Source organism: Pseudomonas sp. WS 5410, assembly GCF_012985645.1.
GTDB classification, from domain to species: Bacteria; Pseudomonadota; Gammaproteobacteria; order Pseudomonadales; family Pseudomonadaceae; genus Aquipseudomonas; species Aquipseudomonas shahriarae.
Genome location: NZ_JAAQWS010000009.1, coordinates 48,833 through 61,671 on the forward strand (window position 1 = coordinate 48,833; position 12,839 = coordinate 61,671).

The 12,839-nt window shown below is 59.7% G+C and carries 11 protein-coding genes; 8 read left to right on the plus strand and 3 right to left on the minus strand.

Features of this window, described 5'->3' with window-relative positions; genetic code table 11:
• Positions 1–77 precede the first annotated feature (77 nt).
• The 3 genes from dapC to map form a co-directional block, all read right to left on the minus strand.
• On the minus strand, positions 78–1,277 hold the full coding sequence (gene dapC / locus HBO24_RS14920; protein WP_170059939.1) for a succinyldiaminopimelate transaminase: 1,200 nt from the start codon (positions 1,275–1,277) through the stop codon (positions 78–80).
• A gap of 146 nt (positions 1,278–1,423) precedes the next feature.
• Positions 1,424–4,126 carry a [protein-PII] uridylyltransferase gene (locus tag HBO24_RS14925; RefSeq protein ID WP_115127527.1) on the minus strand — a complete coding sequence of 901 codons (2,703 nt, stop codon included), beginning with the start codon at positions 4,124–4,126 and terminating at the stop codon, positions 1,424–1,426.
• A 67-nt stretch (positions 4,127–4,193) separates the two neighbouring features.
• A complete protein-coding gene (map, locus tag HBO24_RS14930; protein WP_032858167.1) occupies positions 4,194–4,976 on the minus strand; it encodes a type I methionyl aminopeptidase in 783 nt (260 codons plus the stop codon).
• Positions 4,977–5,362: 386 nt separating this feature from the next.
• On the opposite strand from map, the gene rpsB reads away from it, so the two are divergent.
• From rpsB to rseP, 8 genes are all read left to right on the plus strand, one after another.
• Entirely contained in the window at positions 5,363–6,103 is a 741-nt protein-coding gene (rpsB, locus tag HBO24_RS14935) for a 30S ribosomal protein S2 (protein ID WP_029297291.1), read from the plus strand.
• A 193-nt stretch (positions 6,104–6,296) separates the two neighbouring features.
• Entirely contained in the window at positions 6,297–7,160 is an 864-nt protein-coding gene (tsf, locus tag HBO24_RS14940) for a translation elongation factor Ts (RefSeq protein WP_003172264.1), read from the plus strand.
• A 211-nt stretch (positions 7,161–7,371) separates the two neighbouring features.
• Positions 7,372–8,115: a UMP kinase gene (gene pyrH, locus HBO24_RS14945; protein WP_003172271.1), complete on the plus strand. Its 744-nt coding sequence runs from the start codon at positions 7,372–7,374 to the stop codon at positions 8,113–8,115.
• Positions 8,112–8,669, plus strand: a complete 558-nt coding sequence (gene frr, locus HBO24_RS14950; protein ID WP_057439907.1) for a ribosome recycling factor — start codon at positions 8,112–8,114, stop codon at positions 8,667–8,669. Before pyrH ends, frr begins: the two co-directional genes overlap by 4 nt.
• Before the next feature lie 17 nt (positions 8,670–8,686).
• Complete coding sequence (gene uppS, locus HBO24_RS14955; protein WP_057439905.1) at positions 8,687–9,442, plus strand: polyprenyl diphosphate synthase; 756 nt, start codon at positions 8,687–8,689, stop codon at positions 9,440–9,442.
• Entirely contained in the window at positions 9,442–10,248 is an 807-nt protein-coding gene (locus HBO24_RS14960; RefSeq protein ID WP_057439903.1) for a phosphatidate cytidylyltransferase, read from the plus strand. The genes uppS and HBO24_RS14960 overlap by 1 nt, the downstream gene beginning before the upstream one ends.
• Entirely contained in the window at positions 10,245–11,435 is a 1,191-nt protein-coding gene (gene ispC, locus HBO24_RS14965; RefSeq protein ID WP_057958695.1) for a 1-deoxy-D-xylulose-5-phosphate reductoisomerase, read from the plus strand. The genes HBO24_RS14960 and ispC overlap by 4 nt, the downstream gene beginning before the upstream one ends.
• A 35-nt stretch (positions 11,436–11,470) precedes the next feature.
• Entirely contained in the window at positions 11,471–12,823 is a 1,353-nt protein-coding gene (gene rseP / locus HBO24_RS14970) for a sigma E protease regulator RseP (protein WP_170059940.1), read from the plus strand.
• Positions 12,824–12,839: the final 16 nt, after the last annotated feature.

The window sequence follows — 12,839 nt, forward strand, 5'->3', positions numbered from 1 at the left end:
AGTGGGCTGACTTACCCCTGTTGCCCTTGCGCGATCTCAACGCGCAGGCCGCTCCCGGGCGGGAGCGGCCCCTGTCATCAACGACGACGCTGGATGAAGTTACGCATCCGTTCGGCGGCTTCAACACATTCGGTCAATGGCGCAACCAATGCCAGGCGCACCCGTCCGGCCCCTGGATTGAAGCCATCCACTTCCCGCGACAGGTACGAGCCCGGCACCACGGTCACATGTTCTTCCGCGAACAAATCGCGGCAGAACGCGGCATCGTCGCCCTCGACGTTCGGCCATAGGTAGAAGCCCCCATCGGGGTTTTGCACGTCGAGTACCGGCTTGAGAATCGCCAGTACGGCGTCGAATTTTTCCCGATACAGGTCACGATTGGCCTGTACATGAGCCTCGTCCTGCCACGCGGCGATGCTTGCCAGCTGGGTTTGCACCGGCATCGCGCAGCCGTGGTAAGTGCGGTACAGCAGGAAGGCCTTGAGGATTTCCGCATCTCCGGCCACAAACCCCGAGCGCAGGCCCGGCAGGTTGGAGCGCTTGGACAGGCTATGGAACACCACGCAGCGCTTGAAGTCCTGGCGGCCCAGCTCGACGCAGGCGCTGAGCAGGCCTGGCGGCGGAGTTTGCTCGTCGAAGTACAGCTCGCTGTAGCACTCGTCGGCGGCGATCACGAAGTCGTACTGGTCGGCCAGGGCAATCAGTTTTTTCAGGGTGTCGACCGGGATCAGTGCGCCGGTCGGGTTGCCGGGGGAGCACAGGAACAGGATCTGGCAACGTTTCCAGATATCGGCTGAGACCGCGTCGAAATCCGGGTTGAAGCCGTTTTCATCCAGGCACGGCAGGTAGTGCGGCTTGGCCCCGGCGAGGAACGCTGCGCCTTCGTAGATCTGGTAGAACGGGTTTGGGCTGACCACCAGGGCATCGTCACCCCGGTTGACCACGGTCTGGGTGAAGGCGAACAGGGCTTCGCGGGTGCCATTGACCGGCAGGATATTGCGCGCCGGGTCCAGCCAGCCCTTGGGCACGTCGAAACGCCGTTCGCACCAGGTGGCAATGGCCTCGCGCAACGCGGGGATCCCCAGGGTAGTGGGGTATACCGCCATCTGATCCAGATTGTTGGCCAGGGCCTGGGCAACAAAATCCGGGGACTTGTGCTTGGGTTCACCAATGGACAGGGCAATCGGGCGCTTGTCCGGGTTTGGTGTGACGCTGCCCAGCAGGGCACGCAATTTCTCGAACGGGTAGGGTTGCAGTTGGTTCAGGGCGTTGTTCATCGGGGCCTCTATCGTTGAGCGCGGCCCTGTGGGAGCTGGCTTGCCTGCGATGGCATCGCCTCGGTGTACCAGATACACCGCGCCGCCCGCATCGCAGGCAAGCCAGCCCCTACAAGGTCCACGTCCACAGGGAAATTAAATTCAACTCAAATGGTTATTCTGGACAACTCCGCGCCAGGCTCCTGATTCACGCTCAATTGCGCGACGATGGCGTCCTGCAAGCGGCGGCACAGTTCAGGGTCGGACAGTGGCTGGTTGTCGGCATCGGTAATAAAAAACACGTCTTCGACCCGCTCGCCCAGGGTGGCAATCTTGGCGTTCTGCAACGACAGGTCAAACTCCAGGAAAATCCCGCCGATCCGCGCCAGCAGGCCAGGGCGATCGGGGGCGCTGAGCTCGAGTACCGTCACCGGGCGCTGGGCATCGTTGTGGATCGTCACCTCAGGCGCAAAGGCGAAGTGCTTGAGCTGGCGCGGTACCCGGCGCTGGATGATGGTCGGGTAGTCGTCCGGGTTGCGCAGGGCCTCGGTCAGGCCCTCGCGGATCTTCTTCACGCGTTCGGGGTTGTCGCCGATGGACTCGCCTTCGGTGTCGAGCACGATATAGGTGTCGAGGGTGAACTGGCTGCTGGAGGTAATGACCCGCGCGTCATGGATGTTCAGGTTCAACTGGTCCATTGCGGCCACGGTCACGGCGAAGAAGTCATGCTGGTCCGGCGCATAGATAAAGATCTGCGTGCCGCCTTCGAATTCGCGCTGGGTGGTTTCCTTGATCAGCACCAATGGGCCGCCGTCGGCCGGCTGCTGCAGGATCGCGTCGGTATGCCACGCCACGTCGCCTGCGGTGTGGCGCAGGAAGTAATCATCTCCCAACTGCGACCAGAGTTGCTCGACATCGTCCGGGTCGTTGCCGCCGCGCACCAGGATATCCAGGGCTGCGTTCTGGGTGCGGCGGATCTGCTCTTCGCGGTCCACCGGGTTCTCCAGGCCGCGGCGCAAGGCGCGCTTGGTCTCGGTGTAGAGCTGGCGCAACAGACTGGCGCGCCACGAGTTCCACAAGGTCGGGTTGGTGGCGTTGATGTCGGAGACGGTCAGCACGTACAGGTAGTCGAGACGGGTTTCGTCGCCGACGATCTGCGCAAAGTCATGGATTACCTGCGGGTCGGACAAGTCCTTGCGCTGGGCGGTGGTGGACATCACCAGGTGGTTCTGCACCAGCCAGACGATCAGGCGGCTGTCCCACTGCGGCAACTGGTGGCGCTGGCAGAAGGCTTCGGCATCCACTGCGCCGATTTCCGAGTGGTCACCATGCCGGCCCTTGCCGATATCGTGATACAGGCCGGCCAGGTAGATCAGTTCAGGCTTGGGCAACTTGGCCATTAGCTTACTGGCCAGCGGGAATTTCTCTGACACCTGGGTGTATTGCAGCTTACGCAGGTGTTTGATCAGGTTCAGGGTGTGGGCGTCGACCGTATAGATATGGAACAGGTCGTGTTGCATCTGCCCGACAATAAAGCCGAACTCCGGCAGATAGCGCCCGAGGATGCCGTAGCGGTTCATGCGCCGCAGGTTGCGGTGAATGCCGACCTTGCACTTGAACAGCTCGATAAACAGGCTGGTGTTGCGGATGTCGTGGCGGAATTCGTCGTCGATCAGGTGACGGTTTTCCCGCAGCAAGCGGATGGTATCGGCGCGCACGCCCTTGATTTCCGGTTGCTGGGCCATCAGCACGAAGATTTCCAGCATGGCAAACGGCGTGCGTTTGAACACGTTGTCGTTACGTGCCTCGATATAGCCATCGTGCAGTTGGAAGCGGGCGTTGATCGGTTGCGGCGGCGCTTCGTCTTCGGGGGCCAGGATTACTTCTTCGAAGTGCTGGATGATCAGGTCGCTGAGCTGGGCGATGCTCATGACCACCCGGTAGTACTGCTGCATGAAGCTTTCGATGCTGGTCTTCGCGTCTTCGCCCTCGAAGCCCAGCAGGGTGGCGATGGAGCGCTGGTGGTCGAACAGCAGGCGGTCTTCGGAGCGTCCGGCCAGCATGTGCAGGGCGTAGCGCACCTTCCACAAGAACTCCTGGGACGAGGCCAGCAGGGCGTTTTCGCTCTCCACCAAAAAGCCTTCGCCGGCCAGGGCCCGCAGGTTCAGGGTGCCGTACTGGCGACGGGCGACCCACAAAATGGTCTGGATATCCCGCAGCCCGCCGGGCGAGCCCTTGACGTTGGGTTCCAGGTTGTATTCGGTGTCGTTGTACTTGTGATGCCGGGCTTTCTGCTCGGCGCGCTTGGCCAGGAAGAACTCCTTGCTTGGCCACATATGCGCAGTGCTGGTGACTTCCAGCATGCGTTGGCGCAGACGCTCGGGGCCGCAGATGGTGCGGCTTTCCATCAGGTTGGTGACCACGGTCAGGTCGGCGCGGGCTTCTTCGGCGCATTCAGCCACCGAACGCACGCTTTGGCCGACTTCCAGGCCGATATCCCACAACAGCGTCAGAAAACGCTCGATGGAGTCACGAAAGATCTCATGGTCGGCGCTGTCCAGCAGGATCAGCAGGTCGATATCGGAGTAGGGGTGCAGTTCGCCACGGCCGTAGCCGCCGACGGCCACCAGGGCGATATCGGCGTCCTCGCTCCAATCAAACTGCTCCCAGGCCTTTTGCAGGATGTTATCGACGAACCAGGCGCGATCCTCGATCAGCCGGCGAATCTCCCGGCCGCTGCGAAAGCGCTCGTCGAGCACCTCGCGGGCCTGGCGGATGGCCTTCTTGAAGGCTGCTATGGGGCTGGCCTTCAGCGCCAGTTCCGCCTGGAACTGGCCACGGTCGAAGAGTTCGGGATCCACCTGGGGCATTGATCGGCTTTCCTTTCTATCTAGGTGTAGGTCACAACATTGCTATCTGGAAAGCCCGCTGCAAGCATCAGGCCGAAACGCGGGGAATCGTGTCGTCGGCGCGCAGGGTGAAGATCTCATAGCCCGTCTCGGTGACCAGCAGGGTGTGTTCCCACTGCGCCGAGAGCTTGCGGTCCTTGGTGATGGCCGTCCAGCCGTCGCCCAGCACCTTGGTGTCGGCCTTGCCCTGGTTGATCATCGGTTCGATGGTAAACGTCATGCCTGCCTTGAGCTCCATGCCGGTGCCGGCACGGCCGTAGTGCAGGATCTGTGGCTCTTCGTGGAACACTTTACCGATGCCGTGGCCGCAGAATTCACGGACTACCGAGAAGCCGTTCTTTTCCGCGTGCTTCTGGATCACTTCACCGATGTCGCCCAGGCGGCAGCCCGGCTTGACCAGCTCAATGGCCTTGTACATGCATTCCTGGGTGACCTGGGACAGACGCTCAGCCCACACCGGCACGTTGCCGACATGGAACATACGGCTGGTGTCGCCGTGATAGCCGTCCTTGATCACGGTGACGTCGATGTTCAGCGTGTCACCGTCCTTGAGCGGCTTGTCGCCAGGGATGCCGTGGCAGACCACGTGGTTGATCGAGGTGCAGATCGACTTGGGGAAGCCTTTGTAGTTCAGCGGCGCGGGGATGGCTTTCTGCACGTCGACAATATAGTCATGGCAGATGCGGTCCAGGGCTTCGGTGGTGACGCCGGGCTTGACGTGTTCGGCAATCATTTCCAGTACGTCGGCCGCCAGTTTGCCGGCAACGCGCATACCTGCGATGTCTTCGGCGGTTTTCAGGGTAACGGTCATACAGGCTCTCTCTAGCGCGACGCGCTGAAATCAATACGGTTTACGGGCGTGCGACAAAAAGGTGCAGCGTTCGCACAAGCCCAAAAAACGCGATTCTAACAGACGCAAGGTGTAAACCATGAGTGTCTGGCTATCGCTTCTCTCTATAAGGTGTGGGTATTTTCACCCGATTCAATGGCTTGGGTGGCGCTGGCGGCAAGCAAGTGCGATTGCGGGTTTCGTTTTTGCCGATGCTGTGGTATAAAATGCGCCGCTTTCCGGGGATACCCCGCAAAGCTTAAATCCACACACGTGTCGACACGATGACCTGGGTGCCGGAGGCCTTGAAGCCGCTGGTTGGTCATTGGGATACGTGGAGGCCAAACCCGACTTATTAAGGAACTATCATGTCCCAAGTCAACATGCGCGATATGCTGAAGGCCGGTGTGCACTTCGGTCACCAGACCCGTTACTGGAACCCGAAAATGGGTAAATACATTTTCGGCGCGCGTAACAAGATCCACATTATCAACCTTGAAAAAACCCTGCCAATGTTCAACGAAGCTCTGACTTTCGTAGAGCGCCTGGCCCAGGGCAAAAACAAGATTCTGTTCGTCGGCACCAAGCGTTCCGCTGGCAAGATCGTTGCTGAAGAAGCAGCACGTTGCGGTTCGCCGTACGTCGATCACCGCTGGTTGGGCGGCATGCTGACCAACTTCAAAACCATCCGTGCTTCCATCAAGCGTCTGCGTGACCTTGAAGTGCAAGCCGAAGACGGTACTTTCGCCAAGCTGACCAAGAAAGAAGCGCTGATGCGCTCCCGTGACCTGGAAAAGCTCGATCGTTCCCTGGGTGGTATCAAGGACATGGGCGGTCTGCCTGACGCACTGTTCGTTATCGACGTTGATCACGAGCGCATCGCGATCACCGAAGCCAACAAGCTGGGTATCCCGGTTATCGGCGTAGTCGATACCAACAGCAGCCCGGAAGGCGTTGACTACATCATCCCAGGCAACGATGACGCAATCCGCGCTATCCAGCTGTACATGGGTTCGATGGCTGACGCTGTAATCCGTGGCCGCAACAATGTTGGCGGCGGCACCGTAGAGTTCGCTGCTGAAGAAGCACCGGTCGCTGCAGCTGAGTAATTGACGCCCTGGCGTTGACTCAGTAAGCAAAAAGGGGGCTTGGCCCCCTTTTTGCCACCTCGAAAACCATTTGTGAGCGGCACAGCTACAGCATCTGTAACGTGCAGCGGTTAACAAGGGTGGTTCGGGAAGAATTGAACGCCCGTACAAGTCGGGTGGAATGGTTGAAAACCTATCCAAGAGGAATTTGAAAATGGCAGCAATTACTGCAGCGTTGGTTAAAGAACTGCGTGAGCGTACTGGCGAAGGCATGATGGATTGCAAGAAAGCCCTGGAAAAGGCTGACGGCGACATCGAAAAAGCCATTGATGACATGCGTGCTTCGGGCGCGATCAAGGCTGCCAAGAAAGCAGGCAACGTCGCTGCTGAAGGCGCTATCGCTCTGAAGGAAGACGGTAAATCTGCCGTTCTGCTGGAAGTGAACTCGCAGACCGACTTCCTGGCTCTGCAGGACGACTTCAAGGCATTTGTTGCTGCTAGCGTTGAAAAAGCGTTCGCCGACAAACTGACTGACGCCGCTCCGCTGATCGCCGCTCAAGAAGCTGATCGTCTGGTACTGGTCGGCAAGGTTGGCGAAAACGTCAACATCCGTCGTCTGGTGCGCGTTGAAGGTGATGTTGTCGGTGGTTACCTGCACGGCAACAAGATCGGTGTTGCAGTTGTCCTCAAGGGCGGCAACGTTGAACTGGCCAAAGACATCGCTATGCACGTAGCGGCCAGCAACCCTGAGTTCCTGCTGCCTTCGGAAGTTTCTGCCGAAGCGATCGAGCGCGAAAAAGCTGTGTTCCTGCAGCTGAACGAAGAAAAAATCAAAGGCAAGCCAGAAAACATTGTTGAGAACATGGTCAAAGGCCGTATCAGCAAGTTCCTGGCCGAAGCAAGCCTGGTTGAGCAGGCGTTCGTCAAGAACCCTGAAATCAAGGTTGGCGAGCTGGCCAAGAAAGCCGGTGCTGAAATCGTTTCCTTCACCTACTTCAAAGTAGGCGACGGCATCGAGAAGCCGGTCGACAACTTCGCTGAAGAAGTTGCTGCCCAGCTGGCTGCCGCTAAGCAATAAGACAGTTTTCAACTGTCGCCCAAGAGAGGCTGCCCGCTCACGCGCGCAGCCTCTTTTCAAATGGGATGCTCAATTTTATTTGGCTTCCCTTTGGAACTGGCTTACAAAGCCGTGTTCCGATGGCGCTGTGACAGCGTCCAGCTAGAGTGAACGCAAGCCGTAAACGGCTCGCCAAGAATTTTTTAAAAATACGCCGCAGGAGAGATTCGCAATGGCTCAGCAGGGCAGTGGTTATCAGGCTCGCTATAAACGCATTCTACTCAAGCTTAGCGGCGAGGCCCTGATGGGCTCGGAAGAGTTCGGGATCGATCCCAAGGTGCTTGACCGCATGGCGCTGGAAGTCGGCCAACTGGTCGGTATCGGCGTCCAGGTCGGCCTGGTGATCGGTGGTGGCAACCTGTTCCGTGGCGCCGCGCTCAGTGCTGCTGGCATGGATCGGGTCACTGGCGACCACATGGGCATGCTGGCCACTGTGATGAACGCCCTGGCCATGCGCGACGCCCTGGAGCGTGCCAACATCTCGGCCATCGTGATGTCGGCCATTTCCATGGTGGGTGTGACCGATCATTATGATCGCCGCAAAGCCATGCGCCACCTGAATGCCAAAGAGGTGGTGATTTTTGCCGCCGGTACCGGCAACCCGTTCTTCACCACCGACTCGGCTGCCTGCCTGCGTGCCATCGAAATTGATGCCGACGTAGTGCTCAAGGCCACCAAGGTCGATGGTGTCTACACTGCCGATCCATTCAAAGACCCGCATGCCGAGAAGTTCGATCATCTGACTTATGATGAAGTGCTGGATCGCAAGCTGGGTGTGATGGACCTGACGGCAATCTGCCTGTGCCGCGACCATAAGATGCCGCTGCGCGTATTTAACATGAACAAGCCCGGCGCCCTGCTGAATATCGTACACGGCGGCGCAGAAGGGACTCTGATCGAGGAAGGCCAACAATGATCAATGAAATCAAGAAAGACGCCCAAGCGCGTATGCAAAAATCCCTGGAGTCTCTGAACCACGCGTTTGGCCAGATTCGTACCGGCAAGGCCCACCCAAGCATCCTGGGCAGCGTGATGGTGCCTTACTACGGCTCCGACACCCCGCTGAGCGGCGTGGCCAACGTGACCGTAAAAGACTCGCGCACCCTGCAGGTCGTGGCCTTCGAGCGCAACATGCTCGCTGCCGTCGACAAGGCTATCCAGAGCGCTGGCCTGAACCTCAACCCGACCAACCTGGGTGAGTTGCTGCTGATCTCCATGCCGGCCCTGACCGAAGAAACCCGCAAGGGCTTCACCAAGCAGGCGCGCAGCGCAGCTGAAGATGCTCGTGTTGCCGTGCGCAACATCCGTCGCGATGCCTTGGGTGACCTGAAGAAGCTGGTCAAGGACAAAGAAATCAGCGAAGACGAAGAGCGTCGTGCAATCGCCGATATCGATAAGTTGACCAAGGAATCCGAGGCCCTGATCACCAAGGCCACGGAAGAGAAAGAAAAGGACCTGATGGCCGTATAAGGGGTCAGGACGCCTTCATGGAAAAGACCAAGCAGACTGTGCCCTCTGTGGTGCCGCGCCATGTCGCGATCATCATGGATGGGAATAATCGCTGGGCGAAAAAACGCTTTATGCCGGGTGTCGCCGGGCATAAAGCGGGTGTCGATGCGGTACGGGCCGTGATCGAGGTGTGTGCCGAGGCCAAGGTCGAGGTGCTGACCTTGTTTGCCTTCTCCAGTGAAAACTGGCAGCGCCCGGCCGAAGAGGTCAGCGCCTTGATGGACCTGTTCTTCAAGGCCTTGCGTCGTGAGGCCAAGCGTCTGAACGACAACAACATCAGCCTGCGTATCATCGGCGATCGCTCGCGGTTCCATCCGGAACTGCAGACGGCCATGCGTGAGGCTGAGGCTATCACTGCTGGCAGCAACCGCTTCGTCCTGCAAATCGCCGCCAACTATGGCGGGCAGTGGGACATTGCTCAGGCCGCCCAGCGCCTGGCGCGTGAAGTGCAGGCCGGTCATCTGCGGCCGGAAGACATCACGCCCGAGTTGTTGCAAACCTGTCTAGTGACCGGCGACCTGCCGTTGCCGGACCTGTGCATCCGTACTGGTGGCGAGCACCGCATCAGCAACTTCCTGTTGTGGCAGTTGGCCTATACCGAGCTGTACTTCTCCGACCTGTTCTGGCCGGACTTCAAACACGATGCCATGCGTAATGCGCTGGCCGATTTCGCTTCCCGTCAGCGTCGCTTCGGTAAAACGAGCGAGCAGATCGAAGCTGGAGCCCGGGTTTAATGCTTAAACAACGAATCATCACGGCACTGATCCTGCTGCCGATCGCCCTGTGCGGGTTTTTCCTGCTCGAAGGCGCAGGCTTTGCGCTGTTCATTGGTCTGGTCGTGACCCTGGGCGCCTGGGAATGGGCGCGCCTGGCAGGGTTTGCCGAACAACTGCCGCGGGTGGTGTACGCCGCCGTTGTCGCGTTGTTGCTGTTCCTGATGTACATCCTGCCGGATGTCGCACCCTGGGTGCTCGGGGCGGCGGTGCTGTGGTGGGCGTTGGCGACATTCCTCGTATTGACCTATCCGCGGACCAGCAGCAAGTGGTCCAGCGTCGCCTGCAAGCTGGTGATCGGCCTGCTGATCCTGCTGCCGGCCTGGCAGGGCCTGGTCTATATCAAGCATATGGCCCTGGGCAACTGGTTGATCATGGCGGTGATGGTCCTGGTCTGGGGCGCGGATATCGGTGCGTACTTCTCCGGCCGTGCCTTTGGCAAGCGCAAGCTGGCCCCGGCGGTCAGCCCCGGCAAGAGCTGGGAAGGGGTATACGGCGGGCTGGCCCTGACGTTGTTGATTACCCTGGTTGTTGGCGTTATGCGTGATTGGGGGGGCAAACAAATCCTCCTGGCCCTGATGGGCGCGGCGGTGGTCGTACTGATCTCGGTGGTCGGCGACCTCACCGAAAGCATGTTCAAGCGCCAGGCTGGCATCAAGGACAGCAGTAACCTGCTGCCGGGCCATGGCGGTGTGCTGGACCGCATCGACAGCCTGACGGCGGCGATCCCGGTGTTTGCCGTATTGTTGTGGATGGCCGCTTCGTGAGCCGCCTGCAGCAGGTAACCGTGCTGGGGGCAACCGGCTCGGTCGGATTGAGCACGCTGGATGTGATTGCCCGTCACCCTGAGCGCTACCAGGTATTTGCCCTGACCGGCTTCAGTCGCTTGAGCGAGCTGTTGGCGCTGTGCGTGCGGCACCGGCCGCAGTTCGCAGTCGTGCCGGATGGGACCGCTGCCCGTGGTTTGCAGGACGATCTGCGGGCTGCGGGTCTGTCGACCCAGGTGTTGGTCGGTGAGGAGGGCTTGTGCCAGGTATCCGCTGCCTCTGAAGTGGATACCGTGGTCGCTGCTATTGTCGGCGCCGCGGGTTTGCGTCCAACCCTCGCAGCGGTGGATGCTGGCAAAAAGATCCTGTTGGCCAATAAAGAAGCGCTGGTCATGTCCGGCGCGCTGTTTATGCAGGCCGTGCGCAAGAGCGCAGCGGTACTGTTACCGCTGGACAGCGAACACAACGCGATTTTTCAGTGCATGCCGGGCGATTTTGCCCGCGGCCTGAGTCAGGTCGGCGTACGGCGTATCCTGCTGACAGCCTCTGGCGGCCCGTTCCGTCAGACGCCGCTGGCCGAGCTGGAGCACGTCTCTCCCGATCAGGCTTGCGCTCATCCCAATTGGTCGATGGGGCGCAAGATCTCGGTGGATTCGGCCAGCATGATGAACAAGGGCCTGGAACTGATCGAAGCCTGCTGGTTGTTTGATGCCCGCGCCGATCAGGTCGAAGTGGTGATTCATCCGCAAAGCGTGATTCATTCCCTGGTCGACTACGTGGATGGCTCGGTGCTGGCCCAGTTGGGTAACCCGGACATGCGCACGCCGATTGCCAATGCCCTGGCATGGCCAGAGCGGATTGACTCGGGTGTGGCGCCCCTGGACCTGTTTGCTATTGCCCGCCTGGATTTCGAAGCACCGGATGATCAGCGCTTCCCTTGCCTGCGCCTGGCACGTGAGGCGGCAGAGGCGGGCAACAGCGCTCCGGCGATGCTCAATGCGGCGAATGAGGTCGCGGTTGCTGCGTTTCTTGATCGGCGCATCCGCTTTCCACAGATCGCGAGTATCATCGAGGAAATTTTGAGCCTTGAGCCGGTGGTTGCCGTGAATGATTTGGGCGCCGTGTTCGAGGCGGATGCCAAGGCCCGGGTCTTGGCCGAGCAATGGTTGAAACGCCACGCAGGTTAGTCGGCAGGCGCTGGATTGGAATGCGGAGAGATTAGATGAGTGCGCTCTACATGATTATCGGCACCCTGGTTGCTCTGGGTGTGCTGGTCACTTTCCACGAATTCGGTCATTTCTGGGTGGCGCGCCGTTGTGGCGTCAAAGTCCTGCGTTTTTCCGTGGGTTTTGGCATGCCGCTGCTGCGCTGGCACGACCGCAAGGGCACCGAATTCGTGATTGCCGCTATTCCCCTGGGTGGCTACGTCAAGATGCTCGACGAGCGCGAAGGCGAAGTGCCGGCTGATCAGTTGGATCAATCTTTCAATCGCAAGACCGTTCGTCAGCGGATCGCTATCGTGGCTGCCGGCCCGATCGCCAACTTCCTGCTGGCCATGGTGTTCTTCTGGGTCCTGGCAATGCTGGGCAGCCAGCAAGTGCGGCCGGTCATCGGTGCGGTGGAGGCGGGCAGCATCGCCGCCAAGGCCGGTTTGAGCGCCGGGCAGGAAATTGTTGCTATTGATGGCGAGCCTACTACAGGCTGGGGGGCGGTCAATCTGCAGTTGGTTCGCCGCCTGGGTGAGAGCGGCACCGTACAACTGGTGGTGCGCGAGCAGGGCTCCACGGCCGAGACACCGCGCGAGCTGGTCCTGGACAAGTGGCTCAAGGGCGCTGATGAGCCTGATCCGATCAAGTCCCTCGGCATTCGTCCATGGCGCCCGGCACTGCCGCCGGTGTTGGCTGAGCTCGATCCGAAGGGGCCGGCCCAGGCCGCCGGCCTGAAGACCGGTGATCGTTTGCTGGCCCTGGATGGTCAGGTGCTAGGTGACTGGCAGCAAGTGGTCGATCTGGTTCGTGTACGTCCTGATACGAAAATTGTGCTGAAAGTTGAGCGCGACGGTGCTCAAATCGACGTCCCTGTTACCCTCGCGGTGCGTGGAGAGGCCAAGGCAGCCGGCGGATACCTGGGTGCCGGGGTCAAAGGTGTCGAATGGCCGCCATCGATGGTGCGGGAGGTCAGCTTCGGGCCGTTGGCTGCAATTGGCGAAGGTGCAAGACGCACTTGGACCATGAGTGTGCTGACCCTCGATTCGCTGAAGAAAATGTTGTTCGGCGAGCTCTCGGTAAAAAACTTGAGTGGACCGATAACCATTGCTAAAGTGGCGGGCGCTTCTGCCCAGTCGGGCGTTGCTGATTTCCTGAATTTCCTGGCTTATCTGAGTATTAGCCTAGGAGTTCTGAATTTGTTGCCCATTCCAGTATTGGATGGGGGGCATCTGTTGTTTTATCTCGTCGAGTGGGTGCGTGGTCGCCCCTTGTCGGATCGGGTGCAGGGTTGGGGGATACAGATCGGTATCAGTTTGGTGGTCGGGGTGATGTTGTTAGCCTTGGTCAACGATCTGGGACGTCTGTAACGCTTCGCTGAATTGC

Excerpts from the sequence above, each read along its gene's own strand:
- dapC (WP_170059939.1), bottom strand. The coding sequence starts at position 1,277 with ATGAACAACGCCCTGAACCAACTGCAACCCTACCCGTTCGAGAAATTG.
- HBO24_RS14925 (WP_115127527.1), bottom strand. The coding sequence starts at position 4,126 with ATGCCCCAGGTGGATCCCGAACTCTTCGACCGTGGCCAGTTCCAGGCG.
- map (WP_032858167.1), bottom strand. The coding sequence starts at position 4,976 with ATGACCGTTACCCTGAAAACCGCCGAAGACATCGCAGGTATGCGCGTT.
- rpsB (WP_029297291.1), top strand. The coding sequence starts at position 5,363 with ATGTCCCAAGTCAACATGCGCGATATGCTGAAGGCCGGTGTGCACTTC.
- tsf (WP_003172264.1), top strand. The coding sequence starts at position 6,297 with ATGGCAGCAATTACTGCAGCGTTGGTTAAAGAACTGCGTGAGCGTACT.
- pyrH (WP_003172271.1), top strand. The coding sequence starts at position 7,372 with ATGGCTCAGCAGGGCAGTGGTTATCAGGCTCGCTATAAACGCATTCTA.
- frr (WP_057439907.1), top strand. The coding sequence starts at position 8,112 with ATGATCAATGAAATCAAGAAAGACGCCCAAGCGCGTATGCAAAAATCC.
- uppS (WP_057439905.1), top strand. The coding sequence starts at position 8,687 with ATGGAAAAGACCAAGCAGACTGTGCCCTCTGTGGTGCCGCGCCATGTC.
- HBO24_RS14960 (WP_057439903.1), top strand. The coding sequence starts at position 9,442 with ATGCTTAAACAACGAATCATCACGGCACTGATCCTGCTGCCGATCGCC.
- rseP (WP_170059940.1), top strand. The coding sequence starts at position 11,471 with ATGAGTGCGCTCTACATGATTATCGGCACCCTGGTTGCTCTGGGTGTG.